Source organism: Marinobacter confluentis, assembly GCF_004785685.1.
GTDB lineage: Bacteria > Pseudomonadota > Gammaproteobacteria > Pseudomonadales > Oleiphilaceae > Marinobacter > Marinobacter confluentis.
In genome coordinates this window covers 558,480-581,108 of record NZ_SRPF01000001.1, presented here as the reverse complement: position 1 = coordinate 581,108, position 22,629 = coordinate 558,480, and the positions used below count along the sequence as shown (strand labels likewise).

The 22,629-nt window shown below is 57.5% G+C and carries 20 protein-coding genes; 5 read left to right on the top strand and 15 right to left on the bottom strand.

Annotation, left to right across the window (positions count from 1 at the left end):
• Positions 1-31: 31 nt before the first annotated feature.
• From E5Q11_RS02730 to aspS, 5 genes are all read right to left on the bottom strand, one after another.
• A complete protein-coding gene (locus tag E5Q11_RS02730; RefSeq protein ID WP_225314964.1) occupies positions 32-463 on the bottom strand; it encodes a YbgC/FadM family acyl-CoA thioesterase in 432 nt (143 codons plus the stop codon).
• Entirely contained in the window at positions 456-1,484 is a 1,029-nt protein-coding gene (ruvB, locus tag E5Q11_RS02725) for a Holliday junction branch migration DNA helicase RuvB (protein WP_135801856.1), read from the bottom strand. The genes E5Q11_RS02730 and ruvB overlap by 8 nt, the downstream gene beginning before the upstream one ends.
• A gap of 155 nt (positions 1,485-1,639) precedes the next feature.
• Positions 1,640-2,272, bottom strand: coding sequence for a Holliday junction branch migration protein RuvA (ruvA, locus tag E5Q11_RS02720; protein ID WP_135802409.1), 633 nt, complete (start codon positions 2,270-2,272; stop codon positions 1,640-1,642).
• 99 nt (positions 2,273-2,371) lie between these two features.
• Positions 2,372-2,896, bottom strand: coding sequence for a crossover junction endodeoxyribonuclease RuvC (gene ruvC, locus E5Q11_RS02715; RefSeq protein ID WP_135801855.1), 525 nt, complete (start codon positions 2,894-2,896; stop codon positions 2,372-2,374).
• A 69-nt stretch (positions 2,897-2,965) separates the two neighbouring features.
• Entirely contained in the window at positions 2,966-4,765 is a 1,800-nt protein-coding gene (gene aspS / locus E5Q11_RS02710) for an aspartate--tRNA ligase (protein WP_135801854.1), read from the bottom strand.
• Positions 4,766-4,940: 175 nt separating this feature from the next.
• On the opposite strand from aspS, the gene fabR reads away from it, so the two are divergent.
• Positions 4,941-5,558 (top strand): HTH-type transcriptional repressor FabR, encoded by a 618-nt coding sequence (gene fabR / locus E5Q11_RS02705; protein ID WP_135801853.1) that lies wholly within the window; start codon positions 4,941-4,943, stop codon positions 5,556-5,558.
• A gap of 2 nt (positions 5,559-5,560) precedes the next feature.
• Here fabR and E5Q11_RS02700 read toward each other — a convergent pair whose 3' ends face one another.
• The 8 genes from E5Q11_RS02700 to guaB all read right to left on the bottom strand — a co-directional run bounded on the left by E5Q11_RS02700 (position 5,561) and on the right by guaB (position 15,782).
• Complete coding sequence (locus tag E5Q11_RS02700; protein ID WP_135801852.1) at positions 5,561-5,986, bottom strand: HIT domain-containing protein; 426 nt, start codon at positions 5,984-5,986, stop codon at positions 5,561-5,563.
• 10 nt (positions 5,987-5,996) lie between these two features.
• The gene (locus tag E5Q11_RS02695; RefSeq protein ID WP_135801851.1) at positions 5,997-7,340 is read right to left on the bottom strand and encodes a UDP-glucose dehydrogenase family protein; all 1,344 of its coding nucleotides are present in this window, start codon (positions 7,338-7,340) and stop codon (positions 5,997-5,999) included.
• Between the two features lie 2 nt (positions 7,341-7,342).
• Positions 7,343-8,353, bottom strand: coding sequence for a UDP-glucose 4-epimerase GalE (gene galE / locus E5Q11_RS02690; RefSeq protein WP_135801850.1), 1,011 nt, complete (start codon positions 8,351-8,353; stop codon positions 7,343-7,345).
• A gap of 5 nt (positions 8,354-8,358) precedes the next feature.
• Complete coding sequence (tadA, locus tag E5Q11_RS02685) at positions 8,359-8,877, bottom strand: tRNA adenosine(34) deaminase TadA (protein WP_225314965.1); 519 nt, start codon at positions 8,875-8,877, stop codon at positions 8,359-8,361.
• 88 nt (positions 8,878-8,965) lie between these two features.
• Positions 8,966-9,769, bottom strand: a complete 804-nt coding sequence (locus E5Q11_RS02680) for a PEP-CTERM sorting domain-containing protein (protein WP_135801849.1) — start codon at positions 9,767-9,769, stop codon at positions 8,966-8,968.
• A 203-nt stretch (positions 9,770-9,972) separates the two neighbouring features.
• On the bottom strand, positions 9,973-12,609 hold the full coding sequence (locus tag E5Q11_RS02675) for an Ig-like domain-containing protein (protein WP_135801848.1): 2,637 nt from the start codon (positions 12,607-12,609) through the stop codon (positions 9,973-9,975).
• A 67-nt stretch (positions 12,610-12,676) separates the two neighbouring features.
• Positions 12,677-14,254, bottom strand: a complete 1,578-nt coding sequence (guaA, locus tag E5Q11_RS02670; protein ID WP_135801847.1) for a glutamine-hydrolyzing GMP synthase — start codon at positions 14,252-14,254, stop codon at positions 12,677-12,679.
• Positions 14,255-14,318: 64 nt separating this feature from the next.
• Positions 14,319-15,782 carry an IMP dehydrogenase gene (gene guaB / locus E5Q11_RS02665; RefSeq protein ID WP_135801846.1) on the bottom strand — a complete coding sequence of 488 codons (1,464 nt, stop codon included), beginning with the start codon at positions 15,780-15,782 and terminating at the stop codon, positions 14,319-14,321.
• Positions 15,783-16,009: 227 nt separating this feature from the next.
• On the opposite strand from guaB, the gene xseA reads away from it, so the two are divergent.
• From xseA to E5Q11_RS02650, 3 genes are all read left to right on the top strand, one after another.
• Positions 16,010-17,332, top strand: coding sequence for an exodeoxyribonuclease VII large subunit (gene xseA, locus E5Q11_RS02660; RefSeq protein WP_135801845.1), 1,323 nt, complete (start codon positions 16,010-16,012; stop codon positions 17,330-17,332).
• Between the two features lie 90 nt (positions 17,333-17,422).
• Positions 17,423-19,306, top strand: a complete 1,884-nt coding sequence (locus tag E5Q11_RS02655; protein WP_263641509.1) for a propionyl-CoA synthetase — start codon at positions 17,423-17,425, stop codon at positions 19,304-19,306.
• A 114-nt stretch (positions 19,307-19,420) separates the two neighbouring features.
• Positions 19,421-19,630 carry a cold-shock protein gene (locus tag E5Q11_RS02650; RefSeq protein ID WP_135801843.1) on the top strand — a complete coding sequence of 70 codons (210 nt, stop codon included), beginning with the start codon at positions 19,421-19,423 and terminating at the stop codon, positions 19,628-19,630.
• 103 nt (positions 19,631-19,733) lie between these two features.
• Here the strand turns inward: E5Q11_RS02650 and leuA are convergent, their stop codons facing one another.
• On the bottom strand, positions 19,734-21,401 hold the full coding sequence (leuA, locus tag E5Q11_RS02645) for a 2-isopropylmalate synthase (protein WP_135801842.1): 1,668 nt from the start codon (positions 21,399-21,401) through the stop codon (positions 19,734-19,736).
• Between the two features lie 162 nt (positions 21,402-21,563).
• Here leuA and E5Q11_RS02640 point away from each other — a divergent pair, with 162 nt between their 5' ends.
• A complete protein-coding gene (locus E5Q11_RS02640) occupies positions 21,564-22,061 on the top strand; it encodes an Lrp/AsnC family transcriptional regulator (RefSeq protein WP_135801841.1) in 498 nt (165 codons plus the stop codon).
• A gap of 31 nt (positions 22,062-22,092) precedes the next feature.
• Here E5Q11_RS02640 and E5Q11_RS02635 read toward each other — a convergent pair whose 3' ends face one another.
• Positions 22,093-22,515, bottom strand: coding sequence for a PaaI family thioesterase (locus E5Q11_RS02635; RefSeq protein ID WP_228260627.1), 423 nt, complete (start codon positions 22,513-22,515; stop codon positions 22,093-22,095).
• Positions 22,516-22,629 lie beyond the last annotated feature (114 nt).

The following is a 22,629-nucleotide window of genomic DNA, read 5'->3' as shown; positions in this document are numbered from 1 at the left end:
TTAGCTCCTTGTTCGTTCTTTCGTTCGGCCGTTAAACCGGTTTGTGGCTGTGCGCAAGCAGTTCCGCCATGGCTGGCGGCAAACGGCGCGGTCGCCCGGAATCCAGCGCAATACAGGCAACACGCACATCGGCGCTGGCCAGCTCTTTCTGGTCCGACACCCTGATCACGCGCTGCCGAAAATCCATCCATACCCGGCCGAAGCCCACGGGTTCGGTTGTAACGCTCAACTGGTCATCCAGCTTTGCCGGTACACCATAATGGATTGACAGTTTCTGTACGACGTAACTGATGTTGTCGCTCAACCCGTCACGCAACCCTACGCCAAAACTGCGCACCCACTCGGTTCGGGCCCGCTCCATGTAATGCAGGTACTTGGCGTGATAGACAATGCCGCCGGCATCCGTGTCTTCGATGTAAACTCTCAGCGGCAACGAAAACGGATTTACCGCGGACTCAGTCAAAGAGGTCCTCCCGGTCAGGATTTGCAGGCGTGACACCGAAGTGCTGATAGGCATTGGACGTCACCATGCGCCCGCGAGGGGTGCGCACCATGAACCCCTGCTGGATAAGGAAGGGTTCCAGCACATCTTCTATAGTGCCCCTCTCTTCACTTATGGCAGCGGCAAGGCTTTCAACGCCCACGGGACCCCCGTCGAACTTTTCGATCATCGCCAGCAGTAAGCGGCGATCCATATGGTCGAAACCCTGAGCGTCTACCTTCAGCATGTTTAGCGCCTGATCGGCAATGGATTCGCTGATTTTTCCATCGGCCTTCACTTCGGCAAAGTCCCTTACCCGGCGCAGAAGCCGGTTGGCAATTCGCGGGGTACCCCTTGAGCGACGTGCAATTTCAAAGGCCCCGCCCTGATCAATGCTGACCGAGGACAGTCGCGCAGAGCGCAGGATAATACTGGTCAGGTCTTTGGTGTTGTAGAACTCCAGGCGCTGAACAATGCCGAAGCGATCCCGCAGTGGCGAAGTCAGTAGCCCGGCGCGGGTGGTCGCGCCAACCAGCGTAAACGGCGGAAGGTCGAGCTTGATCGACCGGGCCGCGGGGCCCTCACCGATCATGATGTCCAGCTGGTAGTCTTCCATGGCGGGGTACAGCACTTCTTCCACAGCCGCACTCAGGCGATGGATTTCATCAATAAACAGCACATCACCTGCTTCAAGATTTGTCAGCATGGCCGCCAGATCACCGGCCTTTTCCAGTACAGGGCCGGAGGTGGTCTTGATGGAAACGCCCATTTCGTTGGCAATGATATTGGCAAGTGTGGTCTTGCCGAGGCCGGGCGGACCGAAGATCAGCACGTGGTCCAGCGCTTCCTCACGGCCACGAGCGGCAGAGATAAAGATATCCATCTGCTCACGAACCGCTGGCTGGCCTACGTAATCGGCCAGTACACCGGGGCGAATAGCCCTGTCCTGAACTTCTTCGTACTGGCCTGCCTGGGCTGTGATCAGGCGATCTGACTCAATCATTGGTGTACTCGCTGGAGTGAATCAACATCTTACCGCAATTTTACGAACCGCCGGTTTACTGTCACGTTACGCTCTATACACATTAACTCGATCCTGCAACAGGTGCCTGCGCCAACGGACAGGGCTTGTGGGAGCCTGTGCGATCTCTGTACGAGTCAGTTTGCCGGAATCATAGCCCGCAATGCCAGCCTGATAAGCTCCTGACTGGACATACCTTCCTCCGCAATTCGGCTGATGGCCTTGGTGGCTTCCTGGGGTTTGTAGCCCAGAGAGATCAGCGCCGACTCGGCTTCTTCGACCGGCGAATGGCCTGCAGGCACCGGCTGAACGGCCGCCGAGTCTGTCGGAGTTACGCCTTCTGTATTAGGGATAAACTGGCCTTCGAGCTGCTTGATCCGGTCAGTCATCTCAATCAGCAGCCGCTCTGCCGTTTTCTTGCCCACACCCGGCAGCTTGACCAGGGAATTAATATCACGGGCTTCAACGCAGCGAATGAACTGAGTGGCATCCAGGCCTGAAAGAATACCAACGGCCATTTTGGGTCCGACGCCATTTACCTTGATCAACTGGCGGAAAAGGTCCCGGTCAAATCGAGCAGAGAAGCCAAACAGGCTCTGGTGGTCTTCACGAACTGCAAAATGGGTGTGGAGCACCACCTCTTCACCAGGATCGGGAAGGTTGAAAAAAGTGGTTAGCGGAATGTCGACTTCATAACCAAGACCTGAACACTCTACTAGTGCCTGCCCTGGCGATTTCTCAATGAGCATTCCACGTATTCGACCGATCACCGGCATTCCTCCTGATCAACAAAGCTTTTTTATCAGTTCTTCTAGGGTTTTGCACTGGACAGTGCCGAAGCAAGGGGGCAGGTCCCAAACTCACAAAAATTAGCGCCGAACTCGCCCATCGCGAACCTTCCCGCCACTCCCGGCCAAACGGGTAATACTCTGACTCATGTGTGCATGGCAAAGGGCAATGGCCAGCGCATCCGCAGCGTCCGCCTGAGGCTTGCGGGACAGCGCCAACAGTACCTGAACCATGTGCTGAACCTGCGCCTTATCGGCACCGCCCTTGCCTACTACGGCCTGCTTTACCTGACGGGCAGAATATTCATGCACGGCCAGACCACTATTGGCCGCGCTGACAATCGCCGCGCCGCGGGCCTGGCCGAGTTTAAGCGCTGAATCCGGGTTTCGCGCGATGAAGACCTGCTCAATAGCGAATTCCTCTGGCCGGTACTCGCCAATCAGGGTCGCCAGGCTGTGAAAAATGGTCTGCAGCCGCTCCGCCATGGGCTTTTCGCCAACGCGGATGCAACCGCTGTCCAGATACTCTATCACCCGCCCGTCAACGCGGATAACACCGTAACCGGTGATTCGCGAGCCGGGGTCGACGCCCATGATGATCGGCACTCGGTTTCCTCGAATAACGCACAGTCTGCTGATGACAAAAGGGCGCCCGTAGGCGCCCCGATTCAACTGTTACTCCTGATCGGCCGTGTTGCCCTCGCCCGCTTTGGCGGCCGGCTTGCGGCGGCGAATGTGTAATTCGCGCAACTGCTTGTCGGTCACCTCGCCCGGCGCCTGGGTCATCAGACAGGTGGCGCTCTGGGTTTTCGGGAAGGCGATCACGTCGCGGATTGAGCTTGCGCCGGTCATCAGCATGATCAGCCGGTCCAGACCAAAGGCCAGACCACCGTGAGGAGGACAGCCGTATTTCAGAGCATCCAGCAGGAAGCCGAATTTTTCGCGGGCCTCGTCATCGGCAATGCCCAGAGCGCGGAACACGCCTTCCTGGGTAGACTGATCGTGAATACGGATGGAACCACCGCCCAATTCGGTACCGTTCAGAACCATGTCGTACGCGCGGGACAGAGCGGTTGCCGGTGAGGCTTCCAGTTCTTCCGGTGTGCAGGATGGCGCCGTAAACGGGTGGTGAATGGCGGTCAGGCCACCGTCCGGGGTTTCCTCGAACATTGGGAAATCCACCACCCACAGTGGTGCCCACTCGGACGTCAGCAGGTTCATATCGTGACCGACCTTGATGCGTAACGCGCCCAGGGCTTCGTTGACCACGTTGGTCTTGTCGGCACCGAAGAACACAATGTCGCCATCTTCCGCAGCAACACGCTCAATCACGGCCTGGGCCACATCGTCACCCAGGAACTTGATGATCGGTGACTGCAGGCCTTCAACGCCTTTCGATACGTCGTTGACCTTGATGTAGGCAAGACCTTTAGCGCCGTAGATGCCCACAAACTTGGTGTAGTCGTCGATCTGCTTACGGGTCAGCTCTCCGCCCTTGGGCACTCGCAGGGCGGCAACGCGACCCTTCTCATCGTTGGCAGGGCCGGCGAATACCTTGAAATCCACACCGGCAACCAGATCGCCCACATCGATCAGTTCAAGGGGGATTCGCAGGTCTGGCTTGTCGCTGCCGTATCGCTGCATGGCTTCAGCATAAGGCATGCGCGGAAACTCGGGCAGATCCACCTGCATCACATCCCGGAACAGCGAGCGGGTCATGTCTTCGGTCAGGGACATCAGGGTTTCTTCGTCAACGAAGGAAGCCTCGATATCAATCTGGGTGAATTCCGGCTGGCGATCCGCGCGCAGGTCTTCATCGCGGAAACACTTGGCGATCTGGTAGTAACGGTCAATGCCGGACACCATCAGCAACTGTTTGAACAGCTGCGGCGATTGCGGCAGCGCAAAGAAGGAACCCTCGTGGGTACGGCTCGGCACCAGGTAATCCCGGGCGCCTTCGGGCGTTGCACGGGTAAGAATCGGGGTTTCCACATCCATGAAGCCGTTGCTGTCCAGAAAGTTGCGGACATAGCTGGTGACCCGCGAACGGAACCGCAGGCGGTTGATCATTTCCGGGCGGCGCAGGTCCACAAAGCGGTACTTGAGGCGCACGTCCTCGCCCACATCCACATGCTCGTCCAGCGGGAACGGCGGCGTAGCAGCGGCGTTCAGAATGGCCAGCTGCTTACCCAGCACTTCAACCTGCCCGGTGGACATGTTGCTGTTCTCGGTGCCGGCCGGACGGCGACGTACCCGGCCGGTGATCTGGATCACAAACTCGCTGCGGACCTTTTCCGCCAGTGCAAAACTTTCAGGGGTATCCGGGTCAATCACCACCTGGGACATGCCGTCCCGATCACGAAGATCCAGAAAGATAACCCCGCCATGATCGCGGCGACGGTGCACCCAACCGCAAAGTGTGACTTCCTGATCGATGTGGGATTCATTGATCCCACCGCAATAGTGACTGCGCATACCGGTTCCCGTTCTTTCTGATGTGTGCGAATTGATTCTGATGTGTGCGAAAAGTGCGCCATTATAAACACAATGACACTGAAAATCAGGCACCGTGTGCGTAAAGGGTTCGTAGATGACGGTTTGGTGATTGAAGACTAGAATGAGGCCCTTTTAAAGCCCTTGGAGTGTGATCTTGACCACCAGAGCCGAACAGAAAATGCGCACCAGGCGCGCCCTGATGGACGCTGCCCTGGCCCTGCTAAGCGCCGAGCGCGGCTTTGGCAGCCTGAGCCTGCGGGAAGTCGCGCGGGAAGCGGGCATAGCGCCAACGTCATTCTACCGGCACTTCAACGAGCTGGACGAACTGGGGCTTGAACTGGTGGACGAAGGCGGCGTCGCTCTGCGCCAGCTGATGCGCCAGGCGCGCAAGCGGATCGCCCGGGATGGCAGCGCCATCAGCACGTCTGTGGATACCTTCATGGAATACCTGGGCAACAACGCCAACCTGTTTCGGCTGATGCTGCGGGAAAGCACTGGTGTTTCAAAACCTTTCCGAACCGCGATAAGGGCCGAGATTGATCATTTCGTGGCAGAGCTGGAAGCAGACCTGAAACGCATTGCTGAAGAACGTGACCGACCGCTATACAGCTCAAGACTGGTTGCGGAGGCCATGGTGACGCTGGTATTCAATCAGGGCGCAGAGGCACTGGATGCCACCAGCGCTGAAAAAGAAGTCCTGAAAGACAAACTGAAAGCCGAGCTCCGGATCATCCTGGTCGGCTCCCGGGCGATTGCCGATCGCGGCAACTGAGACTATTTCAGGGCGTCGAGGGTTGATCGAAGCCGGGCCCTGAATTCCGCAATCCCAGTTTCGTCATAAGGTTCAGGCGTCAGCTTTCCCCACACCGGGCCTGGCCAGGCCGGGTCGCCCTCGAAGCGGACAATATGATGCAGGTGCAACTGCGGCACCATGTTTCCCAGTGCTGCCACGTTGAACTTGTCGCCGGAAAACGCGTCCATCATTCCCTCGCCCAACAGGGACGATTCCTCCGCCAGCCTCATCTGCTGCTGTTTGGGCAACTGGTAAATTTCGCGAATATCCGCCACCCGGGGCACAAGCAGCACCCAGGGCAGCTGGCTGTCGTTCATCAGTCGCACCTCACACAGCTGGCTGTGGCCGAGGGGTATGGTATCGGCCTCCAGCTTTTCATGAAGCACAAACGGCACGGCGCTGCTCATCTCGGCTCCTTCAGTTTCCGTGAAACTGGTTCCGGCCACGGCCGATGGCGTAGTAGATCATGCCATGGCGCTCCAGCATTTCCGGCTCATAGAGGTTACGGCCATCAAATACCGCCTTGTCACTGAGCGCTGAAGCAATGGCCTCGAAATCCGGTGAACGGAACTCTTTCCACTCTGTACAGATCGCCAGTACATCAGCCCCCTTGATTGCCTGCTCTTTGGTGCCACACAAGGTCAGGCCTGGTTGGTCGCCGAAAATGCGCTGGGTCTCTTCCATGGCCTCCGGGTCAAAGGCCTGAACCGTGGCACCGGCTTTCCATAGTTCCTGCATCAGGGTTCTGGAAGATGCTTCGCGCATGTCGTCGGTGTTGGGTTTGAACGCCAGGCCCCATACAGCAACCACTTTGCCTTTCAGGTCGCCGTTGAAGAAATGGCTGATCTTGTCGAACAGCACGTATTTCTGGGCGTTGTTGACGGCCTCCACCGCGTTCAACAGGCGGCTGTCATAATCGCAGTCCCTGGCGGTGCGCGTCAGCGCCTGCACATCCTTGGGGAAGCAGGAGCCACCATAGCCGCAGCCAGGGTAGATAAAGTGATAGCCGATACGTGGGTCAGAGCCGATTCCCCGGCGAACGTTCTCGATGTCCGCACCCAGGCGCTCTGCCAGGTTGGCGATTTCGTTCATGAAGCTGATCTTGGTGGCCAGCATGGAGTTGGCGGCATACTTGGTCAGCTCCGCAGACCGGATATCCATGAAAATCATGCGGTCGTGGCTTCGGTTGAAGGGGTAGTAAACCTCACGCAGCAGATCCATGGCACGGTCACTGTCGGTACCGACGACAATGCGATCCGGCTTCATGAAATCGTTGATGGCCGCGCCCTCTTTCAGGAATTCGGGGTTTGATACCACGTCGAATTCCAGTTCCAGGCCGCGCCTGTCCAGTTCACCGCGTACGGCCGCTTTTACCCTGTCGCCTGTTCCCACCGGCACGGTGGATTTGTCCACTACCACTTTATAGTCTGTCATGTACTGACCAATGGAGCGTGCAACGGCGGTGACGTATTGCAGGTCAGCGGAGCCGTCTTCATCCGGCGGCGTACCCACGGCGATAAACTGCAGCGTACCGTGCCCGACGGCCTCTTCCGTGTCAGTGGTAAATGCCAGACGACCGGCCTCGACCGTGTGCTTGACGATGGACTCAAGCCCGGGCTCGTAGATCGGAATCTGCCCGTTTTTCAGCTTTTCAATTTTTCCATGGTCCACGTCCATGCAAAGAACGTGGTGGCCAACATCAGCCAGGCAGGCGCCTGTTACAAGGCCAACGTACCCGGTGCCAAAAATAGTAATCTTCATCCTTAAATTCCCGATCTCTCGTTAGATGTCTTGATTTGTTTCTCTACCCAGATTTTTTCCCAGGCAAGCGCAGTGCAGACGATGGTCTTCAGGTCATCGAATGACGGTTCCCATCCCAGCACTTCTTTTATTCTGGTGTTATCCGCCATCAGCGCACCGGGATCACCTGCCCGCCTCCCGGTTTCGGTCACACTGAACTCCATGCCCGATTCCAGTTTGACCATATCGATCACCTCGCGAACGGTGAAGCCACGGCCATAGCCACAGTTCAGCACCTGAGACTCGCCACCGCGGGCCATGTAGTCCAGCGCCATTACGTGCGCCTTGGCCAGGTCTTCCACGTGAATGTAGTCACGGATGCAGGTGCCGTCGCGGGTGTCATAATCCGTACCGAAAATGCTCATACCTTCACGCTTGCCGGTAACGCACTCGCAAGCGACCTTGATCAGATGCGTGGCCTCGGGCGTGGCCTGCCCCAGCAGCCCATCCGGATTCGCGCCAGCGACGTTGAAGTAACGCAGAATGACATAATTCAGGGAGCTGGCGGCCGCCAGGTCCATGATCATCCGCTCGCTCATCATCTTGGACGCACCGTAAGGATTGATTGGTGCCAGCGGCAGGTCTTCGGTCAACACCGTCTGCTCCGGCATGCCGTAAACAGCCGCCGTCGAAGAAAACACCATTCTGGGAATGCGGTGCTTTTCTACGGCCTTGAGCAGGTTAAGGGTATTACGGGTGTTGTTGCTGTAGTATTTCAGGGGATTTTCGACGGACTCTGGCACCACAATGTTGGCGGCGAAATGAAGCACAGCCTCGAACTGGTGGGCTGAAAATACCTGTTCGATGGCAGCCTCATCGGCGAGATCACCGACCACAAGCTCGCCGCAGGTCACCGCCCACGGATAGCCAGTAGACAGGTTATCGAACACCACGACGTCGTGCCCGGCCTCGCCCAGTTGCCGCACCACGTGGCTGCCTATATACCCGGCTCCGCCGGTTACCAGTACTTTCATGGCTGTTACTGCTCCTTCCCTGATGTTCGCTGTTTGCGTAAACGGTGGGCTTCCCGCCTGTTGGCGAAAAACCGCTGAATTATGTCACTGCACTGATCGGCTTGCACGCCGCCGGTGGCCTCTACCTGCCAGTTCAGATGGTCTTCGTCCAGCGTCCGTCGGGTAGATTCTACAGCGCCGGCTTTTGGCTCCGCAGCGCCAAAAACCAATCGGCTGATCCGACTATGAACAATCGCCCCAACGCACATGGTGCAGGGCTCAAGGGTGACGTAAAGGGTAGCACCGGGCAACCGGTAATTTCCGACGCGTTGCGCCGCGTCGCGCAGGGCCCGGATTTCAGCGTGGGCAGTAGGGTCGCAGCCACTGATTGGTGCGTTGAAGCCGGCACCAACTTCCATGCCGTCAAGGACAACCACCGCCCCCACCGGAACTTCACCCGCGGCGGCAGCCTGCCCTGCCAGTTGCAGGGCACGACGCATCCAGGACTCGTCGTCTTCGCAGCTCCCGCACACCAAAACCATCATTAATACCACGCCAGTGTTTTCAGAGGCGCAAGTCTAACATGACTACAGTGTCTTCAGGAGCTGCATCACAACTGAGCAAGACAGCCGTTCAGACAGATGTTTGCCTGATCGGATTACGCCTTTTCAGCGCCAAACCGAGAAGTCCGAGAATCATCAGGCCAAGGCTGGCGGGGGTGGGCACCGGCTTCGGATCAGAGCCATTCCCGGGGTCGGGATCCGGAGCTTCCTCCTCAGTTATACCTGCATACAACACATCAGGTTGCGAAAAGTTGTAGAAGCCGAAAGATCCATCCTGGAAGCTGCCGTCAATATCGAACTGAAGCACCTCGTTGACAAGCACTTGAATGTTCGACGAAGTGAAGACGATATCAAACAGGTAGGAGGTATTATCCAGCCACCCTGTATTACCAAGGGTGGCAGCACGCTCCAGAACTTCAACGTTTCCCGTATGCTGCCACGCATCGGAGGCCGTGCAGGTTCCACAAGTGTCAATAGCGCCTGTTACTCGTGAAATGGCCATGCCGGCATCCCACCCACTCTGAGTACCTTGCTTCCAGTCAACAAGAATGTAGTCGGCATCGTCGGAAAACAGATCTCCGTCGTTGTAGCCCAGCACAAACCCGATAAAGTCGTCGTCTGACGTGGTCTGTACCTCAATCGAACCCGCCAGAGCTGTACCCTGGCTATTTTGGCCATTGAAGAAAACCGTTGGACGACTGTTCAGACTCTGGAACACAGAGTCGCTCGGCTCCGGGTTACTTTGTAAAGACCAGTTTCCGCTGCCATTAATCTGCCAACCGGAAAGATCAACCGGCACGGACAGCGCGGGCGCGGCGAAAAGAACAAAAGGAAAACCAAAGAAAAAGTGACGAACGACGGTGCTGAATTTCATGACATAAACTCCTTCTCATGCCGAGGGCATGCATTCCATTGGGAGGAGTCAATACCTGATCCAAATTACAGCCGATGAATCGACCCCCGTGCAGGGGATTTATCACGCATAATCCATACCCAAGAACTCAAGTGGGTGATTTTCAAACAGTTGGCTTTTCAACGTAACACCCCGGTGTAAAAGAAAGTGACACAAACCCCAAATTACGGTGCCGCAAAATCGAATCGCCCCCTGAGCGGCTGGAGTGTCCCGACAGTGTCATCGGAAAACTCGTAGATAATCTCGTAAACGCTGGCCTCGATGTCGTTATCCAGTTGATAGCCGATCGAGGTGAATTCGCCGGCGGTCAAGTCCCCATTACTGGTAGCCTCCGGGCTCGTGAAAGGCGAGCCAGGGAACTGAACCGCCTGATTATCATTGTTGGGATCCAGATACTGGATACTGATTCTATCGACGTTGAACACCCGGTTAGACAGGTTTCGCACCAGCAAAACGAAGATGCTGTCGGCCTTTAAAGTGTCGTTTTCATAAACTGCCTGGCTCAGCCCCTGTGCGATGATGGCGTTTTCCAGGTTGGGAGTGGCAAGCACCCCTGCACGGCTGGTCAGATCGCCGAGAGTTGCGGTTAGCGTCACAACGCCCGTGTGATTCGACCTCAAAGTGTAGCTGGCCACGCCATCATTCGTGGACAGGCTTTCCATGCGTTCCGTCTCACCCTCGTTGATCGTCAGCATCACGGTTGTGCCATCGGCAACTGTGCCACTCGGCAAGGCTGGAATGACGTTAATTCGGATGTCGGACGGGTCGTTTCCGTCATTGACGATAATATTTGGTTGCGGCCTGACCGTGAGCGCGATCGGCAGGTCAGGGTTCTGAGTAACGGTGACCGGCAGATTGTTTGACTGAACCCCGCTTATTGAGGCCCTGATTTGCGTCTCACCTACAGACAAAGCCCTGATTCGACCCTTGTTACCCTGGGTATTGTCCACCGAGGCGATCGAAACCTGACTACTTGTCCAGTTAACCTGGTTAGTGACGTCCTGAACTGAACCATCGGAGTAAGTTGCCTGCGCGCTAGCCTGGACGCCCTCATTCACATTAAGGTCAGTTTTGGGGCTCATTATCAACAGGCCGTCGTTTTCGATCACGGCCGGACTGACTGTAAAAATTTCCTGACCAATCTCCCCGCCAAACCTTGCGAAAATAGTGGCAGTTTCCGGCCTTTGGCCAGTGATTGTGCCAGCCTCTGCTCCGCCATTGACGACCGTTAACACACTGCTATCACTGGTCTCCCAGGTCACCTGGTCACTGATATCCTGACTGGAGTCATCCGAAAACTGGCCGCGGGCAATCAGCTTCAGGCTGGTCCCATCGGCCAGGCTAGTGGCGGCAGATTCGATGCTGATACTGGTCAGAATGGCATCTGTGACACTGATATTGGCCAGACTGCTAATACCGTCCAGTTCGGCGGTGACCAGTGCCTCCCCCTGGGCAAGAGTTCTGATCCTGCCATCAGCTACCAAGGTAAGATCAATAAGTCCGGGACTGCCGGTATTCCAGTTGACTGACGAGCCAATATCGATACGACTTCCATCGGTGTATTGGCCAAAAGCACGAATCGTGGCATCGCTGCCATTGGCCACCGTTTGCTGGGTAGGTTCGAGGTCGATACTGGTTAGCTGGGCATCATCTACCGTCAAGTCGGTGCTTTGCGCAACGCCATCGGCGACGGCGGTAATAGTTGAGGTGCCCAGGGCCAGTGTGTCCACTCTGCCTCTAGAACTGCTGCTGTTACTGATCACGGCAACGGTTTGATCAGAGGACGTCCAGGTAACAAGATCACTCAGATCCTGCACGCTACCGTCTGTAAAGGTTCCCTGAGCGACATAGCGCAGGGATAGACCCAGGGGTATGCTTGCGTTCACCGGCGTCAGAGAAAGGGATACCAGATCTGCATCGGTGACCGTCACCGCCAAATCCACCTGCTCGCCTTCCAGACTCGCTGTCAGAGTGGCAGTTCCCTGTTCCAGGGCCTCGACAAGCGAACTGCCGGTCACAACCGCCAGGTTCTCGGCAGAACTGCTCCAGCCAACCTGTTCCGTCACGTTCTGGTTGCTGCCGTCAGAGAAAATGCCGGTCACCGCCACTAAACGCGAGGTGCCTCTCGCCAGGCTCAGGGAGGCGGGATTGACCTGCAAACCTTGCAGGGTGGCGGGGCTGACGGTAAATTCGGCGGTTCCGTTCAGGCCGCCGTCTTCACTTGCCGTCACGGTGACCTCACCCTCCGCGGCGCCAGTCAGCAGACCGCTGTCCGGATCAATCGTTGCCACGTTAAGGTCTGATACCGACCAGGCCACCTGATCACTGATGTCCCGCCGCTGTCCGTCCGAGTAAAGGCCAACCGCCGAGAATCGGGTGCTGATACCCACGGCAACCCGGGAAACCGGGGCGCTGATCGAAATTGCTTGCAGGCTCGCCGGAGAGACCGTCGCTGAGCGCTGGGCCGACAGCCCGTCAAGGCTGGCCCTGACCGTCGTCGTGCCCACCGCCAGAGCCGTCAGCAGGCCCGAACCGGACACCGTTGCCACGCTCTCGTCGTCGACAGACCAGGTTACCCGGGTGCTGAGATCTTCCGCGGTTGAATTGGAATAGAGGCCGGCGGCTCTGAGCTGCCGTTCATCGCCAACTTCGAGCGCTGAATCGATCGATGAGAGTTCCAGCGAAACCAGCCTGACCGAAGGTGCATCGTCGCCGCCTCCCCCACCGCCACCACAGCCCTGCAGCAGGGCCAGAAAAAAGAAAAAGACAACGAACGACAGGAAGTTTTTAACACGATGCATAGGACCAGACTGCGTTGTTAAAGTAAATCACAGTCTAGCCCTTTTTCTGGGAAAAGTCGGTTTCCCGTCACTCCCACTCAATGGTCGCAGGCGGCTTGGATGACACGTCGTAAGTCACCCGGGAGACACCCTCGATCTCGTTGATAATCCGGTTAGAAACGGTTTCCAGCAGCTCATAAGGAAGGTGGGCCCAGCGGGCGGTCATGAAATCAATGGTTTCCACGGCGCGCAGTGCAACCACATATTCGTATCGGCGGGCATCGCCCACCACGCCCACGGATTTCACCGGTAGGAATACGGCAAAGGCCTGGCTGGTTTTGTGGTAGAAGTCCGCCCGGTGCAGCTCTTCCAGGAAAATGGCGTCTGCCCTGCGAAGAATATCCGCGTATTCTTTCTTCACTTCGCCCAGAATCCGCACGCCAAGGCCAGGCCCCGGGAAGGGATGGCGGTAGACCATATCGTAAGGCAGGCCAAGTTCAAGGCCGATGCGGCGCACTTCATCCTTGAACAGCTCCCGAAGCGGCTCCACCAGCTTCATTTTCATGGTTTCCGGCAGCCCGCCCACATTATGGTGGGACTTGATCACATGGGCCTTACCGGTCTTGGAGGCGGCAGATTCTATGACATCCGGGTAAATAGTGCCCTGGGCCAGCCAGTTCACATCCGTGATGGTCGCCGCTTCGCTGTCAAAAACGTCAATGAAGGTGTTACCGATGATCTTGCGCTTGGCCTCGGGGTCGTCGACACCCTTGAGCTTGGACAGAAACAGATCTTCCGCATCCACCCGGATCACCTTGACGCCCATGTTGCTGGCGAACATGTCCATCACCTGATCGCCCTCGTGCAGGCGCAGCAGGCCGTTATCCACAAATACGCAGGTTAACTGGTCGCCAATGGCCTTGTGCAGAAGCGCCGCCGTCACCGAACTGTCGACTCCGCCAGAAAGGCCCAGCAGGACTTTGTCCTTGCCCACCTGACTGCGAATCTGCTCTACCGCATCATCAACAATTTTTGCGGGAGTCCAGAGCGCTTCGCAGCCTGAGATGTTGTGCACGAAATGCTCGAGGATACGCTTGCCCTGCAGCGTATGGGTGACTTCCGGGTGGAACTGAACGCCATACAGGTTCCGTGAGACATCCTGCATGGCAGCAATCGGCGCGCTTTCCGTAGAAGCCAGGAGCTCGAAGCCGTCAGGCATCTGGACAACTTTGTCGCCATGGCTCATCCATACATCCAGCAGGGATTCGCCGGTGGCTGTCAGGTGATCGGTGATGTCTTTGAGCAATGGACCTTCGGCTCTGACCTTGACCTGGGCATAGCCAAATTCACGCTTCTCGGAGCTGGCGACACGTCCGCCCAGCTGCTCGGCCATGGTCTGCATGCCATAGCAGATACCGAGGATCGGGATTCCACGCTCAAACAGACCTTCCGGTGCCCTGGGGCCGCCGAGCTGGGTCACGGATTCGGGGCCACCGGCGAGAATGATTCCCTTGGGCGCGAAATCGGCCAGTTCCTCTTCGGTGATATCGAACGCCCTGACTTCGCAGTAGACGCCGATCTCACGAACCCGGCGCGCAATCAGCTGGGTGTACTGGGAACCGAAATCGAGAATCAGAATGCGGTGGTCGTGAATGTTGTGAGCCATGAAATCCTCAGATCAGAAAGAAAAAAGCGCGAACCGGTTAAGGGTCGCGCTTGTCGGAAACCGATTAGCCGATGCGGTAGTTGGGCGCTTCTTTGGTAATGGTCACGTCATGCACGTGGCTCTCCCGCATGCCCGCATTGGTGATCCGGACGAATTCCGGCTTGGTGCGCATTTCTTCCATGGTGGCGCTACCGGTGTAGCCCATGGAAGCCCGCAGGCCGCCCATCAACTGATGAACGATGTTTCGCATGGGACCTTTGCAGGCAACGCGGCCTTCAATACCTTCCGGCACCAGCTTCTCGATGCCTTTACTGGCGTCCTGGAAGTAACGGTCACCGGAACCCTGACCCATGGCGCCAATGGAACCCATCCCACGATAGGCCTTGTAACTGCGGCCCTGGAACAGTTCGACCTCACCCGGGGCCTCATCCGTGCCGGCGAGCAGGCTGCCAATCATCACGCTGTGCGCGCCCGCTGCGATAGCCTTGGAGATGTCGCCAGAGAATCGGATGCCGCCATCTGCAATCACCGGTACACCGCGCTCCAGCATGGCCGCAGCAACGTTGGATACGGCGGTAATCTGAGGCACACCAATGCCCGCCACAATCCGCGTTGTGCAAATGGAACCGGGGCCGATGCCCACTTTCACCGCGTCGGCGCCGGCGTCTGCGAGGTCAATGGCCGCCGCCGCGGTTGCGATGTTGCCACCGATCACCTGAACATCGGGGAAGGTCTGCTTGATCCAGCGAACCCGGTCAATCACGCCTTTCGAGTGGCCATGGGCGGTGTCGACAACGATCACATCAACGCCTGCCTCTACCAGTGCGCCAACCCGCGCGTCGGTGTCACCACCGGTGCTCACGGCAGCGCCAACTCGCAGACGACCCTGGTCATCCTTGCAGGCAAGCGGGTAATCCTTGGCTTTCTGAATGTCTTTGACCGTGATCAGGCCGCGCAGCTCAAAGTTGTCATTCACCACCAGCACTTTTTCAATGCGGTTGCGGTGCAACAGCTCCTTGACGTCTTCGAGGTCGGCCCCCTCCTTGACGGTAACCAGACGGTCCTTGCCGGTCATGATTTCGCGAACCAGCGTGTCCATCCGGCTTTCGAACCGGATATCACGGCCGGTCACTATACCAACCAGGTCCCTGCCATCGACCACCGGAAGCCCCGATATGTTGTTGGCAGTGGTGATGTCCACCAGCTCGCGGACGGTGGTTTCGGGGGTGACTGTGATCGGATCCTTGACCACGCCGCTTTCGTATTTCTTGACCTTGCGAACCGCAGCAGCCTGCTGCTCCACGGACATGCTCTTGTGCATGATGCCGATGCCGCCTTCCTGAGCCATGGCAATGGCCAGGTCGGCCTCGGTGACCGTATCCATGGCTGATGACAGCAACGGAATGTTGAGGTCGATACCCTTTGTCAGTTGGGTTTTCAGGTTAACCTGGTGGGGCAGGACCTCTGAGCGCCCCGGAACCAGCAGAACATCGTCAAACGTGAGGGCTTCTTCGGCAATTCGCAGCATTGGGATCCGCCTTTTGAACATGCTAGATTGGAGAATTCCGATGCCGGCTCCCGATTCACTGTCAGGAAGTAGCGGCAAAGCAAAATTCTTAATCGACCTATTATAAATGCGTGGTGATTGACAGTAAACCGCCGACCATCGGGCTGCCATTTGCATCTTTCTGAAATTCCGTTACTTTTGCTTTCCCTTTTTCGGCATTTGCGTATACAACCAGCTGGAGTTCTGATTTGACCCGGGCGCTTTCCGTCAGTGAACTGAATCATCAGGTGAAACATCTTCTGGAGGCCAGTTTTCTTCAGGTCTGGGTGGAGGGTGAATTGTCCAGCCTGTCACGCCCCTCCTCCGGCCACTGGTATTTTTCACTGAAAGATAAAAAGTGCCAGATTCGCTGCGCCATGTTTCGTGGCTTCAACCAACGGGTAAGGGATATACCGAAGGAAGGTGACCAGGTCCGGATTCGTGGCAAGGTCACACTTTATGAGAACCGGGGCGACTTCCAGATTATCGTTGAGCAGATAGAACCGGCTGGCGCCGGCGCGTTGCAGCAGGCCTTCGAAGCCCTGAAAGCACGGCTACAACAGGAAGGCCTGTTTGATGAAAGCCGCAAGAAACCGTTGCCACCCCTGCCCCGGCATATTGGCGTGGTGACCTCCCCAACCGGTGCGGCCATCCACGACATCCTCACAGTGCTGGCCCGGCGCTGTCCGGCGATTCCGGTGACACTCTACCCAACCGCCGTTCAGGGCAAAGCTGCAACCGGTGACATCGTCAGGGCAATTCAGGCCGCCAACGCTCATGGTGTCGCTGATGTCCTGATTATCAGCCGTGGCGGCGGTTCGCTGGAAGACCTTTGGTGCTTTAATGAAGAGGCCGTTGCCCGGGCAATCGCCGCATCAGCCCTGCCCACGGTCAGCGCCGTCGGCCATGAGGTGGACGTGACCATCGCTGACTTTGTCGCAGATCTGCGGGCGCCGACTCCCTCGGCCGCAGCAGAAAAAATCTCACCGGATCAGACCGCCTGGATAAAACAGCTGCAGCAAAGCGAGCTCCGCCTTGCTGGCGCTGCGCGACGGGCGCTGACCCGCATGGAAACCTCCCTCAGACACCTGACGGCCCGCCTTCGCGACCCGAGACGGCAGCTGATGGACAAGGCCCAGCGGATGGACGAACTGGATGTTCGCCTCGGCAAGGCAATTCATCAGCGCCTGGACCGCTCCAGAGTTCAATCAGCCCATCTGAGCCAGCGATTGGCAATGCAGTCCCCTTCTCGTCGCCTGGCTGACAGCAAGAGCAGCCTCAAAGGCCTTGATGAGCGTCTTGTGGCGTCCATCAGCCAGCGCCTGGAACGACAGACCAACAGACTTGAGCACCTGGCGCAAACGCTCAACGTGGTCAGCCCCCTGGCTACCCTGGGACGGGGTTACGCCATCGTCCAGGACAGTGGCGGCGGTATCGTTCGTGATGCCGACGGCCTGAATGTTGGCGACTCGGTCACCGCCCGCGTCGCCAAGGGCCGGATCGAAGCGAAGGTGACCTCGGTAAACCCTTAGCCGATGGTCTACTGGCCCAGATTTTTAAACCGCCTTACTTTGATCCTGAGCAGATTTTCATCCTGAAAAAAACGCAGCGGGAACAGCAAGGTGGAACGTATGGGATACGAGGCAGAATTCAGGCGTTCGATGGACACTCCCGACGAGTTCTGGCGGGAAAAAGCGGCCGATGTCAGCTGGATTGAACCCCCGAAAACCATATGGACCCCCACCGATAATGGCCATGGCCAATGGTTTCCCGACGGCCTGATCAACACCTGCGATGCCGCTCTGGACGCCAATATACGCGCCGGGCGTGGAAACCAGAACGCCCTCATCTATGATTCCCCCGTTACCGGCAGCCAGCTCACCTACACCTACAATGAACTGACCCAGGAAGTAGCCCTGTTTGCAGGCGCCCTGAAAAGCCGTGGCATTGAGAAAGGCGACCGGGTCATCATCTACATGCCGATGATTCCGCAGGCAGTCGTCGCCATGCTCGCCTGTGCACGGATTGGCGCGGTTCACTCGGTGGTGTTTGGCGGATTTGCGGCCAACGAACTTGCGGTCAGAATTGACGACGCCTCACCGAAAGCGGTCATTACCGCCTCTTGCGGAATCGAAGTACAGAAGATCATCGAATACAAGCCGCTGGTCGACAAAGCCATCGAGCAGGCGCAGCACAAACCCGAATTCTGTGTGATCTATCAGCGCCCCCAGGTCGCAGCCACAATGACGTCCGGGCGCGACTTTGACTGGCAGGAAATGGTGGCGGACGCCACGCCGGCTACCCCCGTGCCGGTTGCCGCCACCGACCCGCTCTATATTCTTTACACCTCCGGAACTACCGGCAAACCCAAAGGCGTTGTCCGGGACAACGGCGGCCATGCGGTAGCCATGCGTTACAGCATGGACCTGGTCTACAACGCCGGCCCCGGGGATGTGTTCTGGGCAGCGTCCGACGTTGGCTGGGTCGTGGGCCACAGCTATATCGTTTATGGCCCGCTTCTGGCGGGCTGCACCACCATTCTTTTTGAAGGCAAACCGGTCAAGACACCGGATGCCGGCGCCTTCTGGCGCGTCGTTCAGGACCACAAGGTCAATTTCCTGTTTACTGCGCCCACGGCTTTCCGGGCGGTTCGCAAGGAGGACCCGGAAGCAGACCTGATGAGCCGGTACGACATCAGTTCACTGAAGCGCCTGTTCCTGGCCGGAGAAAGGCTTGACCCGGCTACCTATGAATGGCTGAAAGAACACACCAGCCTTCCCGTCCTGGACCATTGGTGGCAGACAGAGACCGGCTGGGCCATCTGCTGTAACCCGGTGGGCATCGAGCAGATGACCACGAAACCGGGCTCGGCAACCTTTCCCTCCCCCGGCTTCAACGTTCAGGTTGTTGACTTTAAAGGCTCGCAGATGCCGGCCGGTGAGCAGGGCCAGATTGCAGTCAAATTGCCACTGCCACCGGGTTGCATGACTACCGTCTGGGGCGATGACGAGCGCTTCCGGAAAACCTACCTGGATCCGATTCCCGGGTTCTACACATCCGGTGACGGCGGTTTTGTGGACGAGGACGGCTACGTGTTCGTGATGGGGCGGACCGACGATGTCATCAATGTCGCCGGGCACCGGTTGTCCACTGGCGAAATGGAAGAAGTTCTCGCCAGCCACCCTGCCATCGCGGAATGCTGTGTTGTGGGCGCCCAGGACGACATGAAAGGTCAGGTGCCGATCGGGCTGGTGATGGTAAAGGACGGCGCCACTATAAGCCACGACGAGCTGGAAGAGGAACTGGTGGAAATGATGCGGGACCGCATTGGTGCCATTGCCTGCTTCCGCCGGGCGCTGGTGGTTGAACGTTTGCCCAAGACCCGGTCCGGAAAAATTCTGCGCAGGGTAATACGGCAGATCGCTGATGGCGAAGAATACAAGGTACCCAGCACCATCGACGACCCTGCCATTCTTGAGGAAATCAGCGTGCAGTTGAAGGGTTGATGGATTCTTGTTCCGAGGCGTTGACGCCCCCCATAGGCGGTCTATACTGAAAAAAGCTTGAAAAATAGCTTGAACGTCCCGTGAGGGAAAATTGCAGAAATACAGGAAAGATCAATGTCAGACACAAAAACAGGCCAGGTTAAGTGGTTCAACGAGTCCAAAGGCTTTGGCTTTATTGCTCAGGACGGTGGCAGTGACGTATTCGTTCACTATAGTGCAATCAACTCCAGCGGATTCCGCACCCTGACCGAAGGTCAGCAGGTGCAGTTCACTGTGACCCAGGGCCCCAAAGGCCCACAGGCGGAGAACGTGACGCCAGTCTGATCCAGGGCTGCTGTTACCAATCCCGCCCTCTGCCCCTCACGGGCACAGGGATAAGAAAAAGCCGGCGCGAGCCGGCTTTTTCGTTTGCTGAAGGGTCAAAAGTTCAGGCTACGGACGGCTCTATTTCGACCACCTGCGACACCGCCGAGAACAGCGCCTGCAAGGTCGCTGACGTGGTGTCTTCCGCCAGGGCGGCGGCGCTGCAGTGTTGACCGTTTGCCGTCACGCGGATGCAGGCCAGAGCGTTGGCACTGGTGCCCTCACTCAGGGCAAACTCGTCATAGGCCTCTACCGCAATCGACACATCAAACAGTTTTTCCAGGGCGGCAGACACTGCCTCAACGGCACCCAATCCATGGCCGCTGATGGTTGTGGGGCTGCTTTCCGGGCCAATGCTGACCGTTGCCTTCACCCCGTTATCATCCCGATGCAGATCGTAGGAGCGCAGCTCCCAGGCCTTGTCTACTCTCAGATAGCGGCTTTCAAACAACCGGTGGATGGTCAACGAGTCGATTTCACCGCCGTTGATCTCGGCTTCCCGCTGCACCACCTTGCTGAATTCGATCTGCAGCCAGCGTGGCAGGCTGATGTTGTAATCCCGCTCCAGTACATAGGCCACACCGCCCTTGCCCGACTGGCTGTTGATACGGACTACTTCTTCATAGCGGCGCCCCAGATCACGGGGATCAATCGGCAGATAGGCCACGTTCCACAGATCATCGTCGTTGCGTCTGGCCAGGCATTTGCGGATGGCATCCTGGTGGCTGCCGGAAAACGCGGTGAACACCAGTTCGCCAGCATAAGGGTGCCGGGGATGAGTCGAGATCTCAGTGCAGGCTTCCACCACATCGGTGATTTCGGCCATGCCGGACAGGTCCAGGGTCGGATCAACGCCCTGGGAATACAGGTTCATGGCCATGGTAACCAGGTCCATATTGCCGGTACGCTCGCCGTTGCCCATCAGCGTACCCTCAACCCGGTCTGCACCGGCCATGACCGCCAGTTCTGCAGCCGCAACGGCGCAACCCCGGTCGTTGTGGGTGTGCACACTGATGGCGATGTGTTCCCGGTAGCGGAGACGGTCGTTGATCCACTCGATCTGGTCCGCGAATACGTTCGGCGTTGCCATTTCGACGGTAGCCGGCAGGTTGATCACCACCGGCTGGCCCTGGTCCGGGCGCCAGACATCGTTGACGGCGTCAATGACTTCCGCTGCGTAATCCAGTTCAGTGCCAGTGAAGCTTTCCGGGGAATACTGGAACGTCCACTGGGTGTCCGGATACTTCTCGGCAATGGCTTTCACCACCCGGGCACCGTTTACCGCAATCTCTTTGACACCCTCCCGGTCCATGCCGAACACCTGCTCGCGCTGGACGGTAGAGGTTGAGTTGTACACGTGAACAATGGCCTTTCTGGCCCCTTCGAGTGCCTTGTAAGTGCGCTCGATCAGCTCCGGACGTGCCTGGGTGAGCACCTGAATCTGTACATCATCCGGAATCCTGTTCTCTTCAATCAGCTTGCGGCAGAAATCAAAATCCGGCTGGCTGGCCGCAGGGAAACCGATTTCAATTTCCTTGAAGCCTACCTTGACCAGCAGATCGAACAACCGCTGTTTCTGTGCAACTGTCATGGGCTTGACCAGCGCCTGATTGCCGTCCCGCAGATCCACCGCGCACCAGCGGGGCGCCTTCTCAATGACCTGATCGGGCCAACGGCGATCGGTTTTTGCAACCGGTCTGAACGGGATGTATTTGCGGTGATCGAATGCCATGACGTTTAGTCCCTGTTTTGCCGACGTGCGGGCGCCGACACAATGGATTTCTGTGATGAAACACATGCTAACCAATCAGACGGGGTTAATGATTGCTTTTTTAGCCCTGAAAGACTATTTATTAGACTTTAATTGCGCCAGAAACATAAAAGGTGATTTTTTATGTCGGTAAACAGCCAGCCACTGATAAAAATTGACCGGATCGACCGGAATATACTGGAACAGTTGCAGAAAGACGGTTCACTGACCAACCAGGAACTGGCCGACAAGGTGGGTCTGTCCCCATCGCCCTGCCTGCGCCGGGTCCGTGCACTGGAAGAATCCGGCATCATCCTGCGCCAGGTAACCATTCTGGATCATAAGAAACTGGGGCTATCGCTGACTGCCATCATCCTGATCGGCATGGACCGCCACACACCGGAGCGTTTTGCTGAATTCGAAGCAAAGGTGGGCGAATATCCGGAAGTTCAGGAGTGCTATCTGATCACCGGCCAGGACGCCGACTACATGCTCAAGGTGGTGGTGCCGGATATGGACCATTACCACCACTTTCTGCTGAACCGCATCACCCGTATTCAGGGAGTCAGCGGCGTACACTCCAGTTTCGTGTTAAGGCGGGTGATCGACAGCACATCGCTGCCACTGGGGTACCTGAGCTGATCCCTACACCAACGGCCGAAACGGCCGGCAATCAGCGGTTGCCGGGCAAGGCATAACTGCCGGTCACGTGGGCCACGAGGGTGTCCTCACCGGTTTCCGCATCCGGCGACAACAGACGAACTTCGCAAAAGGCGAGCCGTCGCCCCAGGCGCAGCACTGTCGCATCGGCAATCAGGTCCCCCGGGGCGGGTTTTTCCAGGAAATTGATCGACAAGTTGCTGGTCACCGCCATCTCGACCTGACCAATGGTTGCCATCACGGCCGCATACATGGAGGCATCGGCCAGGGCCATCTGGACCGGCCCGGATAGGGTTCCACCGGGGCGTATCAGCCGCTGTGAAAACACCAGCCGGGTCCTGGCAAAGCCCTCACCGGCCTCGTCCACCGTGAAACCGATGTCCTCTGCCATGGGCACCCCGGCACGGATTAGCTCGCCCAGTTGCTGTGCTGTCAAACTCATCCAATGGTCTCCAATGTCAGCCTTTTGTCCGTACCTTGTTGATCTGTGTTGATCTGTACCTTGTCTGATTCGCTCCGTACAATAGCGGGCACTCCCGGTCTTTGAAAG

Coding starts and splice junctions, on each gene's coding strand:
- E5Q11_RS02700 (WP_135801852.1), bottom strand. CDS start 5,986: ATGAGCAGCGCCGTGCCGTTTGTGCTTCATGAAAAGCTGGAGGCCGAT.
- leuA (WP_135801842.1), bottom strand. CDS start 21,401: ATGGCATTCGATCACCGCAAATACATCCCGTTCAGACCGGTTGCAAAA.
- tadA (WP_225314965.1), bottom strand. CDS start 8,877: ATGATGGTTTTGGTGTGCGGGAGCTGCGAAGACGACGAGTCCTGGATG.
- E5Q11_RS02640 (WP_135801841.1), top strand. CDS start 21,564: ATGTCGGTAAACAGCCAGCCACTGATAAAAATTGACCGGATCGACCGG.
- E5Q11_RS02680 (WP_135801849.1), bottom strand. CDS start 9,769: ATGAAATTCAGCACCGTCGTTCGTCACTTTTTCTTTGGTTTTCCTTTT.
- ruvB (WP_135801856.1), bottom strand. CDS start 1,484: ATGATTGAGTCAGATCGCCTGATCACAGCCCAGGCAGGCCAGTACGAA.
- E5Q11_RS02695 (WP_135801851.1), bottom strand. CDS start 7,340: ATGAAGATTACTATTTTTGGCACCGGGTACGTTGGCCTTGTAACAGGC.
- E5Q11_RS02675 (WP_135801848.1), bottom strand. CDS start 12,609: ATGCATCGTGTTAAAAACTTCCTGTCGTTCGTTGTCTTTTTCTTTTTT.
- guaA (WP_135801847.1), bottom strand. CDS start 14,254: ATGGCTCACAACATTCACGACCACCGCATTCTGATTCTCGATTTCGGT.
- galE (WP_135801850.1), bottom strand. CDS start 8,353: ATGAAAGTACTGGTAACCGGCGGAGCCGGGTATATAGGCAGCCACGTG.
- guaB (WP_135801846.1), bottom strand. CDS start 15,782: ATGCTGCGAATTGCCGAAGAAGCCCTCACGTTTGACGATGTTCTGCTG.
- aspS (WP_135801854.1), bottom strand. CDS start 4,765: ATGCGCAGTCACTATTGCGGTGGGATCAATGAATCCCACATCGATCAG.
- E5Q11_RS02650 (WP_135801843.1), top strand. CDS start 19,421: ATGTCAGACACAAAAACAGGCCAGGTTAAGTGGTTCAACGAGTCCAAA.